Source organism: Micromonospora sp. LOL_013, from assembly GCF_048060315.1.
Classification (GTDB): domain Bacteria; phylum Actinomycetota; class Actinomycetes; order Mycobacteriales; family Micromonosporaceae; genus Micromonospora_E.
The window spans coordinates 112,938-136,972 of record NZ_JBHMIQ010000013.1; the positions used below are offsets into that span (position 1 = coordinate 112,938).

Here is a 24,035-nt window from a genome sequence, read left to right on the forward strand (position 1 = left end):
TCGTCCACCATTCGCCCGGGATCGGCCACCCCGTCCGCTTCGCCGGGCAGCATGAGCCAGGACGGTCAGGCCGCAGCGACCGGAATCCGCTTTTCAAAGCAGACGCTGTACGGATTGCCGACGTACTCGCCGTAAACCGGAATCCGGGCGTAGCCTGCCGACGCGTACAGGTGCAGCGCCACCGGCAGGTAGCTGCCGGTCTCCAGTCGGAAGACGGTGTGCCCGGCCGCGTACGCCGACTCCTCCAGCGCGGTCAGCAAGTGCCGTGCGATCCCCCGGCCCCGGTAGGCCGGCCGTACGTACACATGTCTGATCTCGGCGGTCTGCGCGTCCAGCGCCTGGACGGCACCACAGGCGACCGCCCGCCCGTCCAGCACGCACACCAGATACCGGGCGTCGTCGTGCACCGGGAACCCGACCGGGTCGACCGGTCGGCCGGCACGCTCCGCCTCAGTTAGCTCGCGCTGCTGGGTCATGATCAGGGCGGCGACCTCCGGGTCGGTAGGCAGACGGCGCTCGATCAACACTCAGTCACAATAGACAAGACGCGTTTCCCGAAGGTTTCGTCCAGTTGGCCGGGATCAGGCCTGATTCCGACAACCCGACGTTCACCTGCCACCCACCCACTTGGTAACAGTCAGTTACCTCGATACGTCCGGGTCGTCCTCGACCGGCCGCTGCCGGCGGGCCTTGCGGTCCGCCAGCCGCTGGGCGGCGCTGGCCCGGCTCGACTGCTCCTCCAGCCGGACGTCTGTGCCACGGGAGCTCGGCACATACTCGACGTCAGCGAAGTGGCTCGGCTGCCAGTCGAACTCCCACGAGCCAATTCGCACCAACGCACCCGGCTCGGCGCCCGCCTTGGCCAACGCGTCCTCCACGCCCAGCCGGGCCAGCCGATCGGCGAGGAAGCCGACCGCCTCGTCGTTGTCGAAGTTGGTCTGCCGTACCCAGCGTTCCGGGCGGGATCCCCGGACCCGGTACCCGCCGTCGGCGGCCGGCTCGACGGTGAATCCGGCGTCGTCGACGGCCGCCGGCCGCAGCACGATCCGAGTCGGCTCCAGCTCCGGGGCGGCCGCACGGGCGGCGGCGACCAGTTCCGCCAGTGCGTAGGTCAGCTCCCGCAGCCCTTCCCGGGTCGCCGTACTGACCTCGAACGCCCGCAGCCCGCGCGCCGTCAGGTCGTCTCGGACCAGCTCGGCCATCGCCCTGCCGTCCGGTACGTCGATCTTGTTCAGCACCACCAGCCGTGGACGGTCCGCCAGACCGCCATACGCGGCCAGCTCCGCCTCGATCGCGTCGATGTCGGCCAGCGGGTCCCGCCCAGGTTCCAGAGTCGCCGTGTCGACCACATGGGCCAGCACGGCACACCGCTCGATGTGCCGCAGGAACTCCAGACCGAGGCCCTTGCCGGTGGCCGCACCGGGAATGAGCCCGGGTACGTCGGCGACGGTGAAGGTGTGCTCGTCGGCCCGGACCACCCCGAGGTTGGGCACCAGTGTGGTGAACGGGTAGTCGGCGATCCTCGGCCGCGCCGCCGAGATCACCGAGATCAGCGACGACTTGCCGGCCGAGGGAAAACCGACCAGACCCACGTCGGCGACGCTCTTGAGCTCCAGTACGACGTCAAGCTGCTCGCCCGGCTCGCCCAACTCAGCGAAGCCAGGGGCCTTGCGCCGGGCGCTGGCCAACGCGGCGTTGCCCCGGCCGCCCCGGCCACCCCGGGCGATCTCCAGGCTGGTGCCGGCGCCGACCAGATCGGCCAGCACTTCGCCGTCGAGACCCTGCACACTCGTCCCGTTCGGCACCTTGAGCACCAGATCGGCACCTTTGGCACCGTCCCGGTTGCCGCCCGCACCGCCCTTGCCGTTCTCCGCCTTGGCGTGCGGCCGGAAGTGGAAATCGAGCAGGGTGTGCACCTGCGGGTCGACGACCAGGGTGACGCTGCCGCCATGCCCGCCGTTGCCGCCGTCCGGTCCACCGAACGGCTTGAACTTCTCGCGGTGGATCGAGACGCAGCCGTGCCCACCGTTGCCCGCCAGCACATGCAGTACAACCCGGTCGACGAAGGTCGTCACGGCCCTATCCTCTCCACTGCCGCCGGAGGGACCGGCGGACACGACAGAGCGGGCTGGGACCTCTGGTCCGCAGCCCGCTCGTCAGGTTGCTCGACAAGCGTCAGCCAGCAACGCCAGGGCGCCTGCCGGCGGCGGCGCTGTACGGCAGATGCTACTGCGCCGGCGGCACGATGTTTACCGTCTTGCGACCGCGCTTGGTGCCGAACTGCACCGAGCCGGTGGCCAGCGCGAACAGCGTGTCGTCGCCGCCCCGGCCAACCAGGTCACCCGGGTGGAACTTGGTGCCGCGCTGACGGATCAGGATCTCGCCGGCACTGACGACCTGACCACCGAACCGCTTCACACCGAGACGCTTGGCCTCGGAGTCACGGCCGTTCCGCGAGCTGGACGCGCCCTTTTTGTGAGCCATGGCTGGTGCCTACTTCCCGTTCGAGATGCCGGTCACCTTGACCTGGGTCAGCGGCTGACGGTGACCCTGGCGCTTGTGGTAGCCGGTCTTGTTCTTGAACTTGTGGATCCGAATCTTCGGACCCTTGGTCTGCGCGGCGATCTCGCCGGTCACAGCGACCTGGGCAAGCTTGGTCGCGTCGGTCACCAGGTCGTCGCCATCGACGAGGAGCACCGCGGGAAGCGTCACCGCGTCACCGGGGGCGCCGGTGATCTTCTCGACCTCGATCACGTCGCCCTCGGCGACCTTGTACTGCTTGCCGCCGGTCTTGACGATCGCGTACATCGGACGCGGACTCCTGTCGTTTGTCGCTGGCGGATGGTGTTCGTGGCAGCTCGGTGGACCGTCGGCTACGCCGTAGGGAACGGACGCGGCGGTCTCGGACTGAGCAGTCACGGGCACGCGGGAACCTGGCGCACCGGGTGCGCCACCGGCAAGGGTACGCCATGCCGGTGGCAACCCTCAAATCGACCCCGGTCAGGGATGGGTCCGGCGGCGGGTGCCCCCGCTGCGACGGACCCGCCGCCGACCGCCGGCGGCGTGGTCGGCCGCGGACGCGTCCTGGTCATCGTCGTCATCGGCGAGGTCGGGATCGTCCGCCCCGGCCAGGCGGACCGGTGCCGCGCCGTTGCCGTTCTCGACCACCGGATCCACCTCGTAGCGGGACAGGTCGTAGCCCATCGTCTCGTCCTCGTCCTCCGCGGTCGGATCGACCAGCGGTTGCGCTGCCGCGACGGGAACTTTGATCACGCCGGTGGTGATCGGGGCAGCCTCGGCCTCGGCCGCAGCCTCGGCGACGCCGACGACCACCACGTCGGCCGGCTCATCCGGCTGGTCCGCCCCGGTCACAGCCGTTACCTCAGGGGTACCCGTGACGTCAGGGGTACCCGTGACGTCAGGCGCCGGGGAGGTGTCGTCCGCCGGTTGATTGGCCTTGCGGCCCCGGCGGCGACCGCCGCCGGCCGTCGCACCACCCGTACCGCCACCGCTGGCCGGAGCTGCGGCGACCGCCTTCGCCCGGTCCCCGGCCCCGGTCCCGCCCGACGAACGCGACTTCTCCGGCACCGGCTCGGTGTGAATGATCAGCCCGCGGCCCTTGCAGCAGTCACAGGTCTCGCTGAACGCCTCCAGCAACCCGGCACCGATCCGCTTACGGGTCATCTGCACCAGACCCAGCGACGTGATCTCGGTGACCTGGTGCTTGGTGCGGTCCCGGCCCAGGCACTCGGTCAGCCGACGCAGCACCAGTTCCCGGTTCGACTCCAACACCATGTCGATGAAGTCGATCACCACGATGCCGCCGATGTCGCGCAGCCGTAGCTGGCGGACGATCTCCTCGGCTGCCTCCAGGTTGTTACGGGTGACCGTCTCCTCCAGGTTTCCGCCGGCGCCGGTGTACTTGCCGGTGTTCACGTCGATGACGGTCATCGCCTCGGTCCGGTCAATCACCAGGTGACCACCGGACGGCAGGAACACCTTGCGGTCCAGGCCCTTGAGGATCTGCTCGTCGATGCGCCGCTCGGCGAACACGTCCGCCACCGCAGCGTGCCGGCGCAGCCGAGCCAGCAGGTCCGGCGAGACGTGCGCGAGGTAGGACTCCACCATCTCGTACGCGGTGTCACCCTGCACGACCAGTTCGCGGAAGTCTTCGTTGAACAGGTCCCGGACCACCCTGATGACCAGGTCCGGCTCCTCGTAGAGCAGCGTCGGTGCGCCACCGGAACCCGCCTTTGCCTGGATGTCCTCCCACTGTGCCTGCAGTCGCTTGACGTCGCGGGACAGCTCGTCCTCGCTGGCGCCTTCGGCCGCGGTCCGCACGATGACCCCGGCGCCGTCGGGCACCAACTTTTTGAGGATGTCCCGGAGCCGCTTGCGTTCGGTGTCCGGCAGTTTGCGGCTGATCCCGGAGGCGTTGCCGTTCGGCACGTACACCAGATGCCGGCCGGAGAGCGCGACGTGACTGGTGAGCCGAGCGCCCTTGTGCCCGATCGGGTCCTTGGTGACCTGCACCAGCACCGAGTCACCGGAACGCAGCGCCTGCTCGATGGACCGGGACCGACCTTCCAGGCCGGTGGCGTCCCAGTTGACCTCACCGGCGTACAGCACCGCGTTGCGGCCACGCCCCACGTCAACGAAGGCGGCCTCCATGCTCGGCAGCACGTTCTGCACCTTGCCGAGGTAGACGTTGCCGGCCATGGTGCCCGACGAGGCCCGGGTGACGTAATGCTCGACCAGGACGCCGTCCTCCAGCACGGCGATCTGGGTCCGGTCACCGCGCTGGCGCACCACCATGTCCCGGTCGACGGCCTCCCGCCGGGCCAGGAACTCCGATTCACTGAGGATAGGCGGACGGGTCCGCCGCTGCTCACGACCGTCCCGACGGCGCTGCCGCTTGGCTTCCAAGCGGGTCGACCCAGTGACGCCCTGCACCTCGTCAACGGTCTTGCGCGGTTCACGGATCTTGACGACGGTCGGCACACCGTCCTCGGCGCCGGACTCGGCGTCGCCGGAGCCACGTCGGCGGCGCCGACGCCGCCGACGGGTCGTGGAGTCGCCGTCGGCGTCGGCGTCGGCGTCGTCGGCCGATCCCGCGTCAGCGGGCGCCTCGGTCTCGTCGCCGGTGTCGGCGTCGTCCTCCTCCGCGCCGCCCTTGCCGCGGCCCCGGCCCCGGCGGCCACGGCGCCGGCGGCGCCGGCCGGCAGGCGTGTCGTCGTCATCGTCGTCCGCGTCGGTGTCGGTGGTCGCCGCAGCGGGCTGCTCCTGCGGCGCCTCGGCTGCTTCGGTGACGGCCTCGGCCGTCGGCTCGCCGTCGGCGCTACGCCGGCCCCGCCGTCGGCGCCGCACCGGCTCGTCCTCGCCGGCCGCCTCAGCACCGTCGACGGCCCGGACAGCGGCCTCCGCTGCCGCCGGCTGGCCGGCGTCGGTGGCGACCGGCGGGCTTTTCGGATCGGGCGCCATGAACAGTACGACCGGTGGGCCGGCTGCCGCTCTGCGGCGGCGGGAAGGCGGCGCGGCGTCCGGCGCCGCAGCCGCGCCGTCGGTCGCCGAGCCGGGCTGGTCCACGGCGGCACCCGGTTCCGCGTCGGAGGCGGCGGTGGCCAGCGGCTCGGCTGCCGGCGTCGCGGGACCGGCCGGCGGCGATGTGGCCAGTTGGGCAGCGGCTGCTCCCGGGGCGGGTTCACTCTCCTCGGCCGGCACCACGACGGCCGGCTCGGCCGCCTTCTTCCGCCGGGTCCGAGTGGTCTTCTTGACGGCCGGCTCGGCCGGCTCGGCCGGCTCCGCAGCGGAGTCGGCCGGCGGGCCGGCGTTGTCGGCCGGGCCACCCGTACCGGTGGTATCCGCGCCGGTGGTGTCCGCTGCCGTCGAACGGCGACGGCGGGTCCGCGACACCGCAGCCGGTTCACCGGTGGCTGGTGCCGGATCGGCCGAACCGCCGGTCGCGGCCGTATCGCCGCCGGTGGCCTCCGCCGCCGGCTCGGCGGCCGCCGCTGCGGCCTTGCTGGTCCGCCGCCGCGTCGTACGGGCGGTCGTGGATCGGGTCACATCAGCGGTGGCGCCGGCCGGTTCGGTACCGGTCCGGTCCCCGCCCTCGGGCTCGTTTTCGAGCATTGGACGTTCTCCAGTTCTGGCCGCCCCGGGCGCGGGTGAGCGCTGCCACGCAGGGTTGCCGCAAAAAGTGATCCGGCGGACGCGCCGCTGAGCTTCCGGCCCGGTGGGGCGAAAGACCCGGAGGCAGACCGCCGAAGTCTGGCTTACTGAGCGCCGGCCGGAACACGGCTGGCGTTCACCGATGGCTGCCCAGCTCGATCCGCCTCCAACGGATCGACGATCTCCCCCTGCGCGGTCAGTGTTCCCTGCGCTAGCCGGGTCACTCGGGGCGGCACCGGCGGCTCCAGGTCGGCCATGACGCGCAGGCCGGAGAGGACGTCATCGGGTCGTACCGACGGGGTGACCTGCCGGACGACTAGGTCGAGTATCGCACACGGCACCGAGCTGACCTCGGAAGGTAGGCCGCTGCCCGGACCGGCACCTGGTCCGTCGGTGTTGTCGGACCGGTCGACGACCAGAATCCGCACCACTGCGGCACGGGCGTCGAAGGTCCGTCGGCCCTGCTTGGTCAACCGCTCCACCAGCACCTCCTCGGCGGCGGCGAACGTCGCCACCGCCCGGCCGGCCGACTCCGGATCGACCTCGGGCAGCTCGATCCGCCACCGCGACGCGTCGATCCGGTCGGCCAGGCTGCCGCCGGTCGCCTCGACCGCCTCCAGCACGTCGAGACCGGACGACAGCGCGGCGTCGAGCGCCACCCGCAGCCGGTCGGGATCGACCTGCTGCTGCAGACCGATCTCCAAGTACTCGGCCTCGCTGGCGACACCGGTCGGGGCCGCGCTCGCGTAGGAGATCTTGGGGTGCGGGGTGAATCCCTGAGAGAAGGCGACCGGGACACCGCCCCGACGCAATGCCCGTTCAAACGCCCGGGCGAAGTCGCGGTGCGAGGTGAACCGCAGCGGGCCGCGCTTGGCGTACCGGATCCGGATCCGTTGCACGACCGGTGCCTGGCCGCCTGCCGGTTGTGGCTTCCTGCTGATCGTGATGCTCCTCGGAAGGGGTAGGGAACGTCGTCATCTTCACCCGGATGGGTGCGGCGCGCCAGTCAGCCCGCTGTCGGGGTCCGCAGGCCGGTGTTGACCGGCGTCAGCGGCAGCAGCTTCTGCCCAGTCGGACCGATCTGGATCTCAGTATCCATTGACGGACAGACACCGCAGTCGAAACAGGGCGTCCACCGGCAGTCATCCTGCTCGTACTCGCCCAACGCGTCCTGCCAGTCTTGCCAGAGCCAGTCCTTGTCCAGCCCGGAGTCCAGGTGATCCCAGGGCAGCACCTCGGTGGCGTCCCGGTCGCGGACCGTGAACCAGTCCAGGTCGATCCCGTACGCTGGCAGCGTGTCAGCGGCCGCGTCGACCCACCGCTGGTACGAGAAGTGCTCGCTCCAGCCGTCGAACCGGCCACCGGACTCCCAGACCCGGCGGATCACCGCGCCGACCCGCCGGTCACCGCGCGACAGCAGCCCTTCGATCAGCGACGGCTCACCATCGTGGTAGCGGTAGCCGATTGCCCGGCCAAGTGACCGGTCGGCGTTGATCGCCTGTTTGAGCAGCCGCAGCCGGTTGTCGATTACCTCCGGGCGCTGCATCGACGCCCACTGGAACGGGGTGTGCGGTTTGGGCACGAACCCACCGATCGACACGGTGCAACGGATGTCCTTGGAGCCGGTCGCCGCCCGGCCCGCCTTGATCACCTCGTGGGCGAGCCGGGCGATCTGCAACACGTCTTCGTCGGTCTCGGTGGGCAGCCCGCACATGAAGTAGAGCTTCACCTGACGCCAGCCGTTGGTGTACGCGGTCACCACCGTGCGGATCAGGTCCTCCTCCGAGACCATCTTGTTGATCACCCGGCGGATCCGTTCCGAGCCGCCCTCCGGGGCGAAGGTCAGCCCGGTACGCCGACCGTTGCGGGACAGCTCCTGCGCGAGCTCGATGTTGAACGCATCGACCCGTGTCGACGGCAACGACAGCGACACGTTGGTGCCCGCGTACTGCTCGGCCAGGCCGGAGCACATGTCGCCGATCTCCGAGTGGTCGGCCGAGGACAGCGACAACAGACCGACCTCGTGGAAACCGGAGTACTCCAGGCCGTCGGCGACCATCTGCCCGACCGTGGTGATGGACCGTTCCCGCACCGGACGGGTGATCATGCCAGCCTGGCAGAACCGGCAACCGCGCGTACAGCCGCGGAAGATCTCCACCGCGTAGCGTTCGTGGACCGTCTCGGCCAGCGGCACGATCGGCTTCTTCGGGTACGGCCAGGCGTCCAGGTCCATGGTGGTGCGCTTGTGCACCCGGAACGGCACATCCGCCCGGTTCGGCACCACCCGCTGAATCCGGCCGTCCGGCAGGTAGTCCACGTCGTAGAAGCGCGGCACGTAGATGCTCTCCGTACGGGCCAGCCGCAGCAGCAGCTCATCGCGCCCGCCCGGCGACCCTTCGGCCTTCCACTGCCGGACAATGCCGGTGATTTCCAGGACGGCCTCCTCGCCGTCGCCGAGCACCGCCGCGTCGATGAAGTCGGCGATCGGCTCCGGGTTGAACGCGGCGTGCCCACCGGCCAGCACCACCGGGTGTGCGTCGTCCCGGTCGGCGGCGGACAGCGGGATCCCGGCCAGGTCGATCGCGGTCAGCAGGTTCGTGTAGCCCAGCTCGGTGGCGAACGAGACACCGAAAACGTCGAAGTCGCCGACCGGCCGGTGCGCGTCGACGGTGAACTGCGGCACCCCGTGCGCCCGCATCAGCCGTTCCAGGTCCGGCCACACCGCGTAGGTCCGTTCGGCCAGCACATCGGGCTGCTCGTTGAGTACCTCGTACAGGATCTGCACGCCCTGGTTCGGCAGGCCGACCTCGTAGGCGTCCGGGTACATCAGCGCCCAACGCACCGCCGCGGCGTCCCAGTCCTTGGCCACCGCGCCGAGCTCGCCGCCGACATACTGGATCGGCTTGCTGACCTGAGGCAGCAGCGGCTCCAACCGGGGCCAGACCGACCTGGCCGTCGGGCCACCCACGGTCGCCGTCGGGGCAGCGCCTGCCGGGACACCCATCAAACCTCCTCCAAACCGCATCGGACACCGGATCAACCACCCAGAGTACGCGGGCGGAGCGGGCGTGCTGGCCGCACGGTACTAACCTCGAACGGGTCCGAGAGGAGATGCATCTGCGATGCGGCAGCCGCAACCGGATGAAGGTCCGATCACGGACCAGCCGGCCGGGGCGGGCGGGTCCGACCCGGCCACGTCACCGGCCCCGTGGCGGGGCTCGGCAGCGGTGCCGCCACCGCGGCCGCACCAGCGCTGGTGGCAGCGGGACGCCCCCCGGACGGAGCAACCACCACCCCGTGACCCCACCCTGCAGCTACCACCCGACGGGTTCGCCGAGGACGATCCGGCGACCCGCACCCCGGTCGACCCGTGGGCCGCCGCCGACCCCTGGCCGGCAGGTCAGTCGACCGGTCCACCCGACGAATGGCCCGGTGCCGGGGCGCCGACACCGGAACCGATGGCCTTCCCCCCGCCGGTGTCCCCACCCGCGCCCTCCTCGCCCCCGGACCCGCCGCCACCACCGGTCGCCGGCCCGCACCCACCACCACCGGTCGCCGGCCCGCACCCACCGAACCCGAGCCGGCTCCCGGTGACCCGACCGCCAGTCACCGGGCCGCCGGCGCCGACCGGGAAGGCGGCCCGTCGGCAGCGCCGACAACAACGCCGACGACGCTGGCCCTGGAAGACGACGCTGTTCACCCTGCTCACCGTCGCCTGCTGCTGTGGCTGCCCGGCCTACTACGGCAAGCCACTGTGGGACCAGTACCCGGCGAACGCCGCGCTCCCCGGGCAGGTCGCCGACCTGCGACTCAGCGACGACGGTTCCAGCCAGGAGACGGTCACCCGGTTGGAAGGTGAGATGCGCACCGCCCATCTGCTGGCCGAGGACACCTTCGCCGGGGTCTACCGGGACGGCAACGGCAAGCTCGTGGTGCTGTACGGCATCACCGGCTTCCGGATGACGCCAGGCAGCGACCTGGACAGCGAGGTCGGCCGGATCAGCGACGCGTACCAGATGGATGCCGTCGAGACGTTCGAGACCGGCGCCCGGGGCACCCACCTGAGCTGTGGAACCGGCGTCTCCGACGGCGACGACGTGGTGGTCTGCGCCTGGGCCGACCACGGCAGCCTCGGCACCGCGCTGTTCACCCGCCGGTCGGTCGAGGAGAGCGCGACGTTGACCGGGCAACTACGCGCCCAGGTGATCAGCCGGGAGTGACCCGGGAGCGGCTCAGCCGGCGGCGTCGCCGTTGCCGCTGCCCGGCTGGCCGTCGCCGGTCCTGGCCCCACCGGCGGTACGCGGTGGCGCGTACCGGGGCACGTACTCCTGGCCGGTGAGCTGCTGAATCTCGCTCATCACCTCGTCGGTGATCCGGCGCATCTCGGAGCGGTCATCGCCGCGTCCGGTGAAGTCGAGCGGCTTGCCGAACCGGACCGTGACCGCGCCCCGGCTCAGCTTCGGCCAGAGCGACCCGATCGGCTGGACCTGCGCGGTGCCGACGAACCCGACCGGGACGACCGGCACCCCGGCGGCCAGCGCCAGCCGGGCCACCCCGGTCCGGCCCCGGTACAGCCGCCCGTCCGGCGATCGGGTGCCCTCCGGGAAGACGGCCACCTGCCGGCCGGCCCGCAGCAGCGGGATCGCGCCGTCGAAGGCGCTCAGCGCCGCCCGCCCGCCGCCGCGTTCCACCCGGATCGCGCCGAGCCCGGTCACCAGGCCCTTGGTCAGCAGCCCACGGAATCCGGTGCCGTCGAAGTACTCGGCCTTGGCCCAGAACGCCACGTGCCGGGGCAGCACCGCGCCGAGGAAGTACTCGTCGGCGACGGACAGGTGGTTCGCGGCCAGGATCACTCCGCCGGTGGTGGGGACGTTCTCCCGCCCTTCCACCTTGGGCCGCCAGCCCAGCAGCAACGCTGGTCCGACAGTGACTTTGCCGATCGAATACAGCGGCGGCACGGATCCTCCGGCGACGGGACAGGCATGGGTGGGTCGGACAGACACGGTAACGGACGGGATCCCGCCCGGACCGGTCAGACCCGCTGCACCCGCACCGACACCGGCTCACCGTCGCCCACCTCACCGGCGAATCCACCTGCCGGACCGACGGCCGACGCACCGGACGGAACGAACGTCACCTCGTCGGCGAGCACCTCACCGGCGACGAAGTCCTGGTACGCCCGTACCGCCGCTGCCACCTCGGCCCCGGCGACCACCGTGACCCGGACCCGGTCGGTGATCCGCAGATCCGCCTCCCGCCGGGCCTGCTGGATCACCCGGACCAGGTCCCGGGCCAGCCCTTCGGCGGCCAGCTCCGGCGTGACGGTGGTGTCCAGCACCACCACCCCCTGCCCGGCCGGCAACGGTGCGGAATGCTCCGGGTCGGCGGCGACCAGCTTCAGCTCGTACTCCCCCTCGGCCAGCCGGACCCCGGCGGCGACCGGCGCGCCGTCGTCGCCCAGCGCCCAGTCACCGGACTTCACCGCCCGGATCACCGCCTGCACCTGGCCACCGACCCGGGGGCCGAGCACCCGCGGCACCACGGTCAGCACCTGCTGGCAGTGGTCGGCGACCGCGTCGGTGAACTCCACCGACTTGACGTTGACCTCGTCGGCGACCAGGTCGGCGAACGGCCGCAGTTGCGGCGCGGCGGCGCTGGCCACGGTCAGCCCTGGCAGCGGCAGCCGGACCCGCAGATTGCGGGCCTTGCGCAGCGACAGCCCGGCCGAGCAGACCTCGCGGACCGCGTCCATCGACGCGACCAGGTCGTGGTCGGCGGGGAACTCGCCGGCGGCCGGCCAGTCGGTCAGGTGCACCGACCGTTCACCGGTCAGCCCGCGCCAGATCTCCTCGCTGGTCAACGGCGCCAGTGGCGCCACCACCCGGGTGAGCGTCTCCAGCACCGTGTAGAGCGTGTCGAACGCGTCGGTGTCACCGGACCAGAACCGGTCCCGGGACCGGCGGACGTACCAGTTGGTCAACGCGTCGAGGTAGGTGCGCACACTGGCGCAGGCACCGGAGATGTCGTAGCCGTCCATCTGCCGGGTGGCCTCGTCGACCAGTTCACCGGTCTTGGCCAGCACGTACCGGTCGAGCAGGTGGGTGCTGTCGGTACGCCGGGTCGCGGTGTAGCCCTCCGCGTTGGCGTACAACGCGAAGAAGTACCAGACGTTCCACAGCGGCAACAGCACCTGCCGGACGGCGTCGCGGACGCCGCTCTCCACCACCGCCATGTCGCCGCCGCGCAGCACCGGCGAGGCCATCAGCATCCAGCGCATCGCGTCCGAGCCGTAGGTGTCGAACACCTCGTACACGTCCGGGTAGTTGCGCAGGCTCTTGCTCATCTTGCGCCCATCGGCGCCGAGCAGGATGCCGTGGCTGACGCAGTTGCGGAACGCCGGCCGGTCGAACAACGCGGTGGCCAGCACGTGCATGGTGTAGAACCAGCCCCGGGTCTGCCCGATGTACTCGACGATGAAGTCGCCCGGGTAGTGGTGCTCGAACCACTCCCGGTTCTCGAACGGGTAGTGCACCTGGGCGAACGGCATCGACCCGGACTCGAACCAGCAGTCGAGCACCTCCGGCACCCGGCGCATCGTGGACCGTCCGGTCGGGTCGTCCGGGTTGGGCCGGGTCAGCTCGTCGATACCGGGCCGGTGCAGGTCGGCCGGGCGTACGCCGAAGTCGCGTTCCAACTCGTCGAGCGAGCCGTAGACATCGACCCGCGGATAGGCCGGGTCGTCCGAGCGCCACACCGGGATCGGCGAGCCCCAGAACCGGTTCCGGCTGATCGACCAGTCCCGCGCTCCGGCCAGCCACTTGCCGAACGAGCCGTCCTTGACGTGCGTCGGCGTCCAGGAGATCTGCTGGTTCAGCTCCACCATCCGGTCCCGGAAGGTGGACACGGCCACGAACCACGACGACACCGCCTTGTAGACCAGCGGCGTGTCACAGCGCCAGCAGTGCGGGTACGAGTGGGTGTAAGTGTCGTGGCGCAGCAGCAGACCCCGGTCGCGCAGCTCACGGATGATCGGCTTGTTGGTGTCGAACACCTGCTCCCCCGCGTGCGGCGGGACCAGAGCAGTGAACCGGGTGTGGTCGTCCACGGTGACGATCGTCGGGATGCCGGCGGCGTTGCAGGTGTTCTGGTCGTCCTCACCGAACGCCGGGGCCAGGTGCACCACCCCGGTGCCGTCCTCGGTGGTGACGAAGTCGGCGCCGAGGACCTGGTAGGCGTTCGGGCCGGCCCGGTCGACCAGGTAGTCGAACAGCGGGGTGTAGCGGCGTCCGACCAGGTCGGCGCCGCGGACCGTGCCGACCCGCTCGAACCCGTCCAGTTCCTTGGCGTACGCCTCGAGGCGGGCCGCCCCGAGCAGGTACCGCTGCCCGTCGCGCCGCAGTACCGCGTACTCGATGTCCGGGCCGACGGCGAGGGCCAGGTTCGACGGCAGCGTCCACGGCGTGGTGGTCCACACCCCGATCCGTTCCGTCTCGCCACCGGGCTGCGCGGGCGCCAGCTCGAACCAGACGGTGACGGTCGGGTCCTGCCGGTCCCGGTAGACGTCGTCCATCCGGGTTTCGGTGTTGCTCAGCGGCGTTTCGCACCGCCAGCAGTAGGCCAGCACCCGGAAGCCCTCGTAGACCAGCCCCTTGTCGTACAGGGCCTTGAAGGCCCACATGACGCTCTCCATGTAGTCCAGGTCGAGCGTCTTGTAGTCGTTGACGAAGTCGACCCACCGGGCCTGCCGGGTGACGTAGCGCTCCCAGTCCTGGGTGTAGGTCAGCACCGAGCTGCGGCAGACATCGTTGAAGCGTTCCATGCCCAGCTCGACGATCTCCGCCTTGGTGGAGATGCCGAGCTGACGTTCGGCTTCGACCTCGGCGGGCAGCCCGTGGCAGTCCCAGCCGAAGCGGCGCTCGACCCGCCGGCCGCGCATCGTCTGGTAGCGCGGTACCACGTCCTTGACGTAGCCGGTGAACAGGTGGCCGTAGTGCGGCAGGCCGTTGGCGAACGGCGGGCCGTCGTAGAAGACGTACTCGTTGGCGCCGTCCGGACCCGGGTCGCGCTGGTCGACGCTGGCTTCGAAGGTCTTGTCCGCGGTCCAGTAGTCCAGGACGCGGCGCTCCACCTCGGGCAGGTCCGGACTGGCCGGCACGCCGGTGGCGGCGGGGTCGGTCATCGGGTACGCCATGGTGGTGCCCTCTCCTCGCACAGCTCACTGTCTCGTGGTCTGCGAGGACGAACCCGCCGGGCGGTCGCCGGCTGCTGCCGAACGTCGCCACGGTGGGCCGCGGTACCACCTCGCTTGGCGGTCGCCGAGGTGCGCGACCGCCCGCTCGTCGGCCGGCTGTGACGGGCCGGACCCGTCCGGTTCTACTGGGGCCGCCACTGCCTGGCAGTGGTGGCCGGTTCTTCCGGAGGCTCACCGGTGATGGCCGGGTCGTCGCCTTTGGGTTACCTTCGGTTCCGAGCGTATCCCACCCGTCGAGCCGGTTTCCGTCCGCCCGCCACTTCCGGGATCAGCGGGCGGACGGGGCCGGCAGGGTGGTCGACCAGAGCGAACGTCCGTCCCGGTCGCGCAGATGCACGGTGAACGCCCGGGACCCGCCGTCGACGAACACCTCGCCGTAGTGCTGGAAGCCCTCGGCCGGTGAGGTGTTGGCCCGCAGCGGGGCGTTGACGAACACCGCTTCCGGGCCGAACGTACCGTCGAGGGTGTTCGGGCCGAACGCCCCGGCGTGCGCCGGGCCGGAGACGAACTCCCAGAACGGGGTGAAGTCGGCCACCGCCGCCCGTGCCGGATCGTAGTGATGGGCGGCGGTGTAGTGCACGTCGGCGGTGAGGAAGACAATACCGGTGACGCCGGACCGGTGCGCCGCGTCGAGAATCTCGGCGAACTCCAGCTCCCGCCCGGCCGGCGCGCCACCGTCGCCCTGGGCGACCCCTTCCTGGGCCCCGCCACCGTCCGGCACGATCAGGCCGATCGGCAGGTCGCTGGCGATCACCTTCCAGGTGGCCGTCGACCGGGTCAGCTCGCGGATCAGCCACTGCCGTTGCTGGGTGCCGAGCAGGCCACGATGCGGGTCGGCGTACGTGTTGCCGTCGTTGGGGTCCTTGTAGGTGCGCATGTCGAGGACGAACACGTCCAGCAGCGGCCCGTAGCGGACCACCCGGTACAGCGGTCCGTCGTCCGGGGTCGGCAGCCACTCGTGAAACGCCTGCCAAGACCGCGCTGCCAGCACGTCGACCCGGGTCTCGGTGTAACGCGGGTCGGTAAGGATCTCGCCGGGATACCAGTTGTTGGTTACCTCGTGGTCGTCCCACTGGTTGAGTTGCGGCACCTCGGCGGCGAACGCCCGCAGGTGCGCGTCGAGCAGGTTGTAGGCGAACTGACCACGGAACTCGGGGAGCGTCTCGGCGACCTTGGACTTCTCCGGGGTCACCAGGTTGCGCCACACCCGCCCGTCCGGCAGCGTCACCGTCTCAGCGAGCGGGTTGTCGGCGTACACCGTGTCGCCGCTGCACAGGAAGAAGTCCGGCCGGCCACGCCGCATCGCCTCGAAGATCCGCATCCCGCCGAAGTCGTCGCTGATCCCCCATCCCTGACCGGCGATGTCCCCGGTCCAGACGAATCGCACGTCGTCGACCCGCCCGCCGGTTCCGCCGACCGGCCGGCCTCGGTGTCCGTGGTGGCCACCGGCGCGGGGTGCGGTGCGCAGCGAACCGGTCAACGGTTCACTGACCAGGCCGGGACGGTGCAGGCTCTCCACCCGCACCCGGTAGTGCAGCCGCTCGCCGGCGGGCAGGCCACGCAGCCGCACCTTGCCGGTGAAGTCGCCCCGGTCGTCGAGCACCGGGCCGCGTACCCGTCGGGCGTCGCGCAGGTCGGGCCGGCGGCCGACCTCGACGATCAGCCGGCCGACCCGGTCGGCGCGGGTCCAGACGACGGCCTCGCCGGGGCCGACCACGCCGCTCTGCACTCCGTGGGCGAGCACCGGCCGGCCGGTGGGGTGCCAGGCTGGTGCCGCGGGCCGGCCGGACGCGAGGTCCGCGCCAGCGGCCGCACCGGCTCCACCGAGCAGCGCGCCGCCGGCGAGCCCGGCACCGCCGGCCAGTCCGGCCCGCAGCAGGGTACGGCGGTCGAACGGGTTCATCGAAATCCTCCTGGGAAGTACGGCGTTCCCAAGAGGTCTATCGATGGAATGTGGCGAGATCCACCGGATCAGGTGACCAGCACACGAACCGGCCGATAACCCGCGGCTGATCGACCGGGATCAGCCCAGGTCGGGGAACCAGAGCTTGATCTCGCGGGCCGCGCTCTCCGGGGAGTCCGAGGCGTGCACCAAATTCTCCCGGTTGGACAGCGCCAGGTCACCGCGAATGGTGCCGGCTGCCGCCTTGCGCCCGTCGGTGGTGCCGATCAGCGCACGCACCACCTCGATCGCCTGGTCACCGGCGAGCACCAGGGCGACCAGCGGCCCGCTGGTCATAAACTCCTTCAGCGGCGGGTAGAACGGCTTGTCCACATGGTCGGCGTAGTGCGCGCCGGCCAGCTCCTCGTCCATCCGGCGCGACTGCAGGGTGACCAGGTGCAGTCCTTTACGCTCGAACCGGCCGAGGATCTCGCCGACCAAGCCGCGCCGGACCGCGTCCGGCTTGATCAACACGAGGGTACGTTCGACATCGGTGGGGCTGGACACGCTGGCTCCTTATCGACGGACCGGCACCGCTCCCCTGCGGAGCGATCCGGTACGGACTGGCGCTGCCAGCCTAGTGGGTGCACGCCGCCCCGCGCGTCATGATGGAGGGCCAGGGGACGGACGAGGACCGGCGGCTACCGACGCCACCGGTCGCGGCTCTTCCATCCTCGCCGGGCCCGGCCTAGCCTGGCCTTGACGCAGGGAGGTCTACTGTGGCGAACGGCCATCGATCGGTTTCCACCGCCCGCAAGCTCATCGCGACGGTGCTGGGCACTTTCGCCACGTTCATCATCCTCTTCGGCGCCGGCATGACCAGCTGGGCGATCGCCGCGCTGGGCGTGGCGCTGCTGGTGCTCGCGGTCAGCCTGGTGCTGATCACCGCGTTTCCCGGCGCTGAGCGCGCCTGGGTGGCCGGCATCGCTCACGTCCGCAGCGTTTCCGAGCCACCGGCCTCCTCCACCTACGGCCGCTGCGAACTGCAGATTCTGGTGGACGCGCCGGGCGTACCGCCCCGGTCGGTCAAGGTCCGCGACCCCCGGGTGCCGGTGGCGAAGTGGCCCGACCCTGGCGCCACGCTGCCGATCATGGTCGCCATCGACGACCAACGCCACGTACGGATCATCTGGGACGACGTGCTGACCCACGCCGAAGCCGCCGCAGAGCGGGCCGACCTGCCGCCGGAGTTCGACGAGCCCGACTTCAGCACTCTCGACGACGACCTGCTCGACGTGGATGAGGAGCCGCCGTGGGCGCGGCGACGCTCCGACGGCCTGTTCCTCGACCCGGACACCGCCCAGACCGCCGATCTCGGCGCGGGGCTGCGCGACGACGATCCGGCCGAGCCTGCCGGTCCGGCCGTCGACCCGCGTCAGCGTCGACGCGACCCGGCGGAAAATCCCCGGCCGGACTTCACCACCCCGGGGTTCGACCCCGACATCGAACAGTCCGAGCCGGCGGTTCCGGGCCGGGTCGACGCCCCCGGCAAGGTCGACGACCCCGTCGTGATGAGCCAGTCACCGGGGGGCCACAAGGTGGTGGACGGCACCGTGGTGGACCCGCAGCCGGTGCCGCTGCCGCGCAGTGCCCGGCCACGGCCGTACTCCCCACCCGCCGAGTCGGAGGCCGGCACGGTCGCCGCCGGAGCGGACCGGGGCCGGGCCGCCGCCGAGGCCCGCGCCGAGTCGCCGACCGTCACCGGGACGGCGCTGGCCGACCAGCCCGACCAGGACGCAGACGACCCCGACCGCGGGTCGGTGACCGACCCGGACGGCCCGCTCGCCGACCTGGCCGCCGCCGGCCCGGTGACCGGCCCCAACACCCTGGCCGGCGAACCGGGCGACGACCACGGGCCGATTCACGGCGTCGGACTGACCCTGCTCGTCGCGGACCTCGACCGGTCGGTCGGGTTCTACCGCGACATGCTCGGCTTCTTCGAGATCGACGGCGGGGACGGCAACGCGGTGCTCGCCTCCGGGCAGACCCGCCTGGTGCTGCGGTCGGTGCCCGAGGTCGCCCCGGTCAACCGTCGGCTCATGCACCTCAACCTCGAAGTCGACGGCCTGCAACGGATGCACGACGAACTCAAGGCCAAAGGGGTGCGGTTCACCTACGCGCCCCGGGCGGTCAACCGTGGTGCCCGGCTGGAGCTGTGGGCGGCTGCTTTCCGCGACCCGGACGGCCACGGTATCGCCATCATCGAGTGGCGTGACCGTGACCAGCCGACGTCCGACACCGACGCACCGCAGTGACCCCGGCGCCAGTTGTGGTCAGCTGAGAATGACCCGCCGGACGTGCCACACGTACGCCCAGACGACGCCGAACAGCACCCCCACCACCAGCAGTGACCAGTGCAGCAGGCCGGCGAGCAGGACCAGCCCTTGCAGCACCGTGCCGGCGTACCAGGCCCAGCCGCGCCGCAACAGGCCGGCGAGCAGCACTGCGCCGACGGCGAGGACGGCGCTGGCCACCATCGCCGCCGGGCCGGAACCGTCGCCCAGCATCCGGATCGGCTGGATCGCGAGCACCAGCACCAACGCTTCCAGGCCGAGGGTCGCCGCGCCGAGCCCGCGCACGGCGGCCGGCGGGTTGCGCAACCCGGACCGACGCGGCGGCGGTCCGGCCGGGTCGTCGGTCGTCGGGTCGCCGGTCACCGGGTCAGCAGCCGGCGTGCGTCGGCCACCGTCACCACCGATCCGGTGATCAGGACCCCCACCCCGCTGAGCTCCCCGTCGAGGTCAGCCTCGGCCAGCTCCACCGCCGCCTCGATCGCGTCCGGCATCTGCTGGGTCACCCGTACCCGGTCCACGCCGAACGCCTCGACCGCGAGACCGGCCAACTGACCGACCGGCATCGCCCGCGGCGACGTGTTGCCGGTCACCACCAGTGCGTCCGCCACCGGCTCCAGCAGATCCAGCAGCGCCTCGGCGTCCTTGTCGGCCAGCACGGCGAGTACCACCACGAGCCGCCGGAACGCGAACTCCTCCTGCACCGCAGTGACCGTGGCCGCCATTCCGTGCGGGTTGTGGGCGCCGTCGAGCAGGATCGTCGGCGCGCTGCGTACCCGCTCCAGCCGGCCCGGTGACGTCACCCCGGCGAAGCCCTGCCGGACCGGCTCAGCGTCCAACGTCCGACCCGGTCCGGCACCGAGGAACGCCTCCACCGCTGCCAGCGCCAACGCCGCGTTCTGCGCCTGATGCGCCCCGTGCAGCGGCAGGAACACCTCGTCGTAGCGGCCGCCGAGCCCCTGCAACGTGAGCATCTGCCCGCCGACCGCGACCGCGCGGTGGACCACACCGAACTCGCCGCCCTCCCGAGCGATGGTGGCCCCCACCTCGGCGCACCGGTCCAGGATCGGCCCGGCCGCCTCCTCCGGCTGCACCGCGGTGACCACCGTCGACCCGGCGTGCACGATGCCGGCCTTGGCCCAGGCGATGTCGGTGAGGGTGTCGCCCAGCCACTCGGTGTGATCCAGACCAATCGGAGTGATCACGCAGACACCGGCGGACAACACGTTGGTGGCGTCCTCGGCGCCACCCAGCCCGACCTCCACCACCGCCACGTCGACCGGGGCGTCGGCGAACGTCGCGAACGCCAACGCGGTCGTCATGTCGAAGTACGTCAACGGCTCCGCCGCCTGCTTGTCGACCAGCTCGGCCAACGGCGCGACCTCCCGGTACACGGCGGCGAACCGCTCCTCGCTGACCGGTTCACCGTCCAGGCTGGTCCGCTCCCGCACCGTCTCCAGATGCGGGCTGGTGTAGCGGCCGGTGTGCAGCCCGAAGGCCCGCAGCAGCGAGTCGATCATCCGCGCGGTCGAGGTTTTGCCGTTGGTCCCGGTCAGGTGAATCGACGGGTACGCCCGCTGCGGGCTGCCCAGCAGGTCCAGCAGCTGGCCGATCCGGTCCAGGTCAAACACCATCCGGGTGAAGCCCCGGTCGGCGAGCTCCTGCTCGACCCGCGCAAACTCGCCACCCGGCCGCTGCTTCGCGCCGCCGGTGGCTCCGGGTCGCCGTACCGTCACGACTGCCCACCGTCAGCAGCCGGCAGCGCGGCGAGCGCTCCGGCGATGCGGGCCAGCTCCGCCTCGGCCACTGCCAACCGAGTACGGATCTTGTCCACCACCAGGGGCGGTGCCTTGTCGACGAACGCGCTGTTGCCCAGCTTGGCCCGGCACTGCTCGGCTTCCCGCTCGGCCGCCGCCCGGTCCTTGGTCAACCGGGCGCGTTCAGCCGCCACGTCGATCGAACCGCGGGTGTCGAACTCGACACCGACCTGTGCGGTCACGGCAAGCTTCGCGGTAGCCGAGAACTCAACGGCCGGCTCGTCCAGCCGGGTCAGCGACCGGATCAGCGGCTCGTGCCCGCCGACGCCTGCATCGGCCAGACCGGTCAGCCGGGCGCTGACCCGTTGGGTCGGCCGCAGCCCCTGGTCCGACCGGAACCGGCGGACCTCGGTGACCACCCGCTGCACCACGGCCAGCTCCGCCTCCGCCGCCGGATCGTGCCACGCTGGATCGGCGACCGGCCAGGAAGCCACCATCAGGCTGCCGGCCGCCGGCTGGCCCGACCCGGCCAGCGCCGACCACAACTCGTCGGTGACGAACGGAGTAACCGGGTGGAGCAGCCGCAGCAGCTGGTCGAGCACGTGGCCGAGCACCCGGCGGGTCCGGTCGGCGGCCTCCCCGCCAGCGCCCAGCACCGGCTTGCTCAGCTCCAGATACCAGTCGCAGACGTCGTCCCAGGCGAAGTGGTAGAGCGTGTCACACGCCTTGGCCAGCTCGAACGCCTCGAACTGCTGGTCGACCTGGGCCGTCACCTCCTGCAGCCGCGACATGATCCACCGGTCGGTCATGCCCAGATCCGCCGGGTCGGGCAGGTCACCGGTCAGGTGCGCGCCGTTGAGCAGCGCGAACCGGGTCGCGTTCCACAGTTTGTTGCAGAAGTTGCGCGAGCCCTGGCACCACTCCTCGCTGACCGGCACGTCGGCACCCGGGTTGGCACCGCGGACCAGGGTGAAGCGGGTCGCGTCGGCACCGAACCGGTCGATCCAGTCCAACGGGTCGACGACGTTGCCGAACGACTTCGACATCTTCTTGCCGAACTGGTCGCGGACCATGCCGTGCAGGGCCACCACGTCGAACGGCGGCCGGCCGTCCATCGCGTACAGCCCGAACATCATCATCCGGGCCACCCAGAAGAACAGGATGTCGTAACCGGTCACCAACACGCTGGTCGGGTAGAAGGTCCGCAGGTCGTCGGTCTGGTCCGGCCAGCCGAGCGTGGAGAACGGCCACAGCGCGCTGGAGAACCAGGTGTCGAGGACGTCCTCGTCCTGCCGCCAGCCGGCACCGGCCGGCGGCTGCTCGTCGGGGCCGACGCAGACGACCTCGCCGGCCGGGCCGTACCAGACCGGAATTCGGTGCCCCCACCACAGCTGCCGGGAGATGCACCAGTCGTGCATGTTGTCGACCCAGGCGAAGTAGCGTGCGGCCAGCTCTGGCGGCTCAACCCGGGTCCGACCGTCACGCACCGCGTCCCCGGCGGCCTTCGCCAACGGGCCGGTCCGGACGAACCACTGCAACGACAGCCGCGGTTCGACCGTGGTCCGGCACCGCGAACAGTGACCGACCGCGTGCACGTACGGCCGCTTCTCGGCCACCACCCGACCTTCGGCCCGCAACGCCGCGACGATCGCCGGCCGCGCCTCGAACCGGTCGAGTCCTTCGAACGGTCCGGCGGCCGTGACTACCGCCCGCTCGTCGAGGATGGTCAGACTCGGCAGCCCGTGCCGTTGGCCGATCTCGAAGTCGTTGGGGTCGTGCGCCGGGGTCACCTTCACCGCGCCCGTGCCGAACGTCGGATCGACGTGCGCGTCCGCGACGATCGGGATCCGCCGACCGGTCAACGGCAGCTCGACCTCGGTGCCGACGAGATGCCGGTAGCGGTCGTCGTCCGGGTGCACCGCGACTGCGGTGTCGCCCAGCATCGTCTCGACCCGGGTGGTGGCCACCACGATTGACGCGTCGCCCTCGCCGTACCGGATGGAGACCAGCTCGCCGTCGTCGTCGCTGTGTTCCACCTCGATGTCGGACAGGGCGGTCCGGCACCGCGGGCACCAGTTGATGATGCGCTCGGCGCGATAGATCAGCTCGTCGTCGTAGAGACGCTTGAAGATGGTCTGCACCGCCCGGGACAGGCCCTCGTCCATCGTGAAACGTTCCCGGTCCCAGTCGACCGAGTCACCGAGACGGCGCATCTGCCCGAGGATGGTGCCGCCCGACTCCGTTTTCCACTGCCAGACCCGGTCGATGAACTGTTCCCGGCCAAGGTCGTGCCGGGACAGCCCTTCGGCGGCGAGTTGTCGCTCCACGACGTTCTGGGTGGCGATCCCGGCATGGTCCATGCCGGGCAACCAGAGCGCCTCGAAGCCCTGCATCCGCTTGCGTCGGATCAGCGTGTCCTGGATCGAGTGGTCGAGTGCGTGCCCGACGTGCAGCGACCCCGTGACGTTCGGGGGCGGCACCACGATGGTGAAGGGCGGCTTCCCGGTGCCCGCGTCGGCCCGGAAGTAACCTTCGGCTACCCACCACTCGTACCGCCGCTGTTCGACCTCACCCGGAGCGTACTGGGCCGGCAACATAGGGGCTGCGTCGTGTTGGGGTTGCGGAGTCTCGGTCACCCATCGAGTTTACGGAGCCCCCGCACCCGAATTCACGCAGGCCCGACCGCGGCAGGCCAGCTGTCTCGGGCCGCTTTGACGGGGACGACGGGCGGCACCCACCGCCCGGCGGACTCGGTGACGTACGGTGTCGGGCATGGTCGACGACATATTCGGCGGACGACGGTCGGCTCACCAGGAACCGGTCGACGTTACCCCGGACGCCCAGCCGACGCCGGGCGACGGAGAGAGCCGCGGCCGAGGTGCCCGGGTCGGGCGCGGCCGGCGCGTCGTCGTCATCGGCTCACTTGCCACGATCGGTGTGCTGGGCGTCGGTCTGCTCGGTTCGACCGGCTTGCGCATCGTCGCGCAGAAGGATGCCAGCCTGAGCGCCCCGGACAAGGCGGCCGGGCTGGTCCGCGACGACGGAGAACAGGCCAGGAGTACGGCCGACTACCTGCACAGCGCCTTCGCCGCCGGAATCGACCTGGACCACAGCACGGCTGCCGTCTACCGGGACCCGTCGGCGGCGGACCGCAGCGTTCTGGTCTTCGGTGGCACCGCTCTGCTCTGGTCACCCGAGCACGACCTGGACGCGCTGCTGAAGATCGTCGGTGACGAGGAGGGTTCGGTGACCGGCGTTTACCAGGTGCCGCCCGGGACGTACGGCGGCGTGATGAAGTGCGGCAGCACGCCTACCGGTGACCAGGAGATGCCGGTATGCGGTTGGGCGGACCACGGGAGCATCGCGGTGGCGCTGTTCCCGGGGCGTACCGTCGGCGAGTCGGCCGCGCTGCTCGCGGACCTGCGGATGGACCTTCAGCAGCGGGACTGACGTCCGGTCGACGGTGTACTGCACGGTCGGCACGGGGTCGTTGCACAGGGCGGTCTTCCGAGGGATTTTCCCTGGAAAACACTTGTGGGCCACCCGTACGGGTGGCCCACAAGTAAAGATGTCCGGCGGTGACCTACTCTCCCACACCCTCACGAGTGCAGTACCATCGGCGC

17 protein-coding genes are annotated in these 24,035 nt (G+C 71.1%); 3 read left to right on the forward strand and 14 right to left on the reverse strand.

The window, feature by feature from the left end; all coding sequences use genetic code 11:
• Positions 1-65: 65 nt before the first annotated feature.
• From ACFHWS_RS11100 to ACFHWS_RS11130, 7 genes are all read right to left on the reverse strand, one after another.
• Positions 66-527: a GNAT family N-acetyltransferase gene (locus tag ACFHWS_RS11100; RefSeq protein WP_416554343.1), complete on the reverse strand. Its 462-nt coding sequence runs from the start codon at positions 525-527 to the stop codon at positions 66-68.
• A 114-nt stretch (positions 528-641) separates the two neighbouring features.
• Complete coding sequence (gene obgE, locus ACFHWS_RS11105; RefSeq protein WP_416554341.1) at positions 642-2,075, reverse strand: GTPase ObgE; 1,434 nt, start codon at positions 2,073-2,075, stop codon at positions 642-644.
• A 151-nt stretch (positions 2,076-2,226) separates the two neighbouring features.
• Positions 2,227-2,484, reverse strand: coding sequence for a 50S ribosomal protein L27 (gene rpmA, locus ACFHWS_RS11110; RefSeq protein ID WP_416554339.1), 258 nt, complete (start codon positions 2,482-2,484; stop codon positions 2,227-2,229).
• A gap of 9 nt (positions 2,485-2,493) precedes the next feature.
• Positions 2,494-2,808 (reverse strand): 50S ribosomal protein L21, encoded by a 315-nt coding sequence (gene rplU / locus ACFHWS_RS11115; RefSeq protein WP_123602998.1) that lies wholly within the window; start codon positions 2,806-2,808, stop codon positions 2,494-2,496.
• 192 nt (positions 2,809-3,000) lie between these two features.
• Positions 3,001-6,132: an Rne/Rng family ribonuclease gene (locus ACFHWS_RS11120; RefSeq protein ID WP_416568126.1), complete on the reverse strand. Its 3,132-nt coding sequence runs from the start codon at positions 6,130-6,132 to the stop codon at positions 3,001-3,003.
• Between the two features lie 143 nt (positions 6,133-6,275).
• On the reverse strand, positions 6,276-7,031 hold the full coding sequence (locus ACFHWS_RS11125) for a TIGR03936 family radical SAM-associated protein (protein WP_416554559.1): 756 nt from the start codon (positions 7,029-7,031) through the stop codon (positions 6,276-6,278).
• Between the two features lie 146 nt (positions 7,032-7,177).
• Positions 7,178-9,175: a TIGR03960 family B12-binding radical SAM protein gene (locus ACFHWS_RS11130; RefSeq protein WP_416568127.1), complete on the reverse strand. Its 1,998-nt coding sequence runs from the start codon at positions 9,173-9,175 to the stop codon at positions 7,178-7,180.
• A gap of 118 nt (positions 9,176-9,293) precedes the next feature.
• Between ACFHWS_RS11130 and ACFHWS_RS11135 the strand changes: the two genes are divergently transcribed.
• On the forward strand, positions 9,294-10,391 hold the full coding sequence (locus ACFHWS_RS11135; RefSeq protein ID WP_416554333.1) for a hypothetical protein: 1,098 nt from the start codon (positions 9,294-9,296) through the stop codon (positions 10,389-10,391).
• 12 nt (positions 10,392-10,403) lie between these two features.
• On the opposite strand, the gene ACFHWS_RS11140 is transcribed toward ACFHWS_RS11135, so the two are convergent.
• The 4 genes from ACFHWS_RS11140 to ndk all read right to left on the reverse strand — a co-directional run bounded on the left by ACFHWS_RS11140 (position 10,404) and on the right by ndk (position 16,871).
• On the reverse strand, positions 10,404-11,129 hold the full coding sequence (locus ACFHWS_RS11140; RefSeq protein WP_416554331.1) for a lysophospholipid acyltransferase family protein: 726 nt from the start codon (positions 11,127-11,129) through the stop codon (positions 10,404-10,406).
• A gap of 74 nt (positions 11,130-11,203) precedes the next feature.
• The gene (gene ileS / locus ACFHWS_RS11145) at positions 11,204-14,362 is read right to left on the reverse strand and encodes an isoleucine--tRNA ligase (RefSeq protein WP_416554329.1); all 3,159 of its coding nucleotides are present in this window, start codon (positions 14,360-14,362) and stop codon (positions 11,204-11,206) included.
• A 328-nt stretch (positions 14,363-14,690) separates the two neighbouring features.
• Entirely contained in the window at positions 14,691-16,325 is a 1,635-nt protein-coding gene (locus tag ACFHWS_RS11150) for an alkaline phosphatase D family protein (protein WP_416554327.1), read from the reverse strand.
• A 120-nt stretch (positions 16,326-16,445) separates the two neighbouring features.
• Complete coding sequence (gene ndk, locus ACFHWS_RS11155) at positions 16,446-16,871, reverse strand: nucleoside-diphosphate kinase (protein WP_278170707.1); 426 nt, start codon at positions 16,869-16,871, stop codon at positions 16,446-16,448.
• Positions 16,872-17,083: 212 nt separating this feature from the next.
• Here ndk and ACFHWS_RS11160 point away from each other — a divergent pair, with 212 nt between their 5' ends.
• Positions 17,084-18,619: a VOC family protein gene (locus tag ACFHWS_RS11160; RefSeq protein ID WP_416554325.1), complete on the forward strand. Its 1,536-nt coding sequence runs from the start codon at positions 17,084-17,086 to the stop codon at positions 18,617-18,619.
• Positions 18,620-18,637: 18 nt separating this feature from the next.
• Here ACFHWS_RS11160 and ACFHWS_RS11165 read toward each other — a convergent pair whose 3' ends face one another.
• The 3 genes from ACFHWS_RS11165 to ACFHWS_RS11175 form a co-directional block, all read right to left on the reverse strand.
• Positions 18,638-19,021, reverse strand: coding sequence for a DUF4233 domain-containing protein (locus ACFHWS_RS11165; RefSeq protein ID WP_416554323.1), 384 nt, complete (start codon positions 19,019-19,021; stop codon positions 18,638-18,640).
• Positions 19,018-20,289, reverse strand: coding sequence for a bifunctional folylpolyglutamate synthase/dihydrofolate synthase (locus tag ACFHWS_RS11170; protein WP_416568130.1), 1,272 nt, complete (start codon positions 20,287-20,289; stop codon positions 19,018-19,020). Before ACFHWS_RS11170 ends, ACFHWS_RS11165 begins: the two co-directional genes overlap by 4 nt.
• A 98-nt stretch (positions 20,290-20,387) precedes the next feature.
• Positions 20,388-23,009, reverse strand: a complete 2,622-nt coding sequence (locus ACFHWS_RS11175; RefSeq protein ID WP_416554555.1) for a valine--tRNA ligase — start codon at positions 23,007-23,009, stop codon at positions 20,388-20,390.
• A gap of 175 nt (positions 23,010-23,184) precedes the next feature.
• Here ACFHWS_RS11175 and ACFHWS_RS11180 point away from each other — a divergent pair, with 175 nt between their 5' ends.
• Positions 23,185-23,862: a hypothetical protein gene (locus tag ACFHWS_RS11180; RefSeq protein ID WP_416554321.1), complete on the forward strand. Its 678-nt coding sequence runs from the start codon at positions 23,185-23,187 to the stop codon at positions 23,860-23,862.
• The last annotated feature ends 173 nt before the right edge of the window (positions 23,863-24,035 follow it).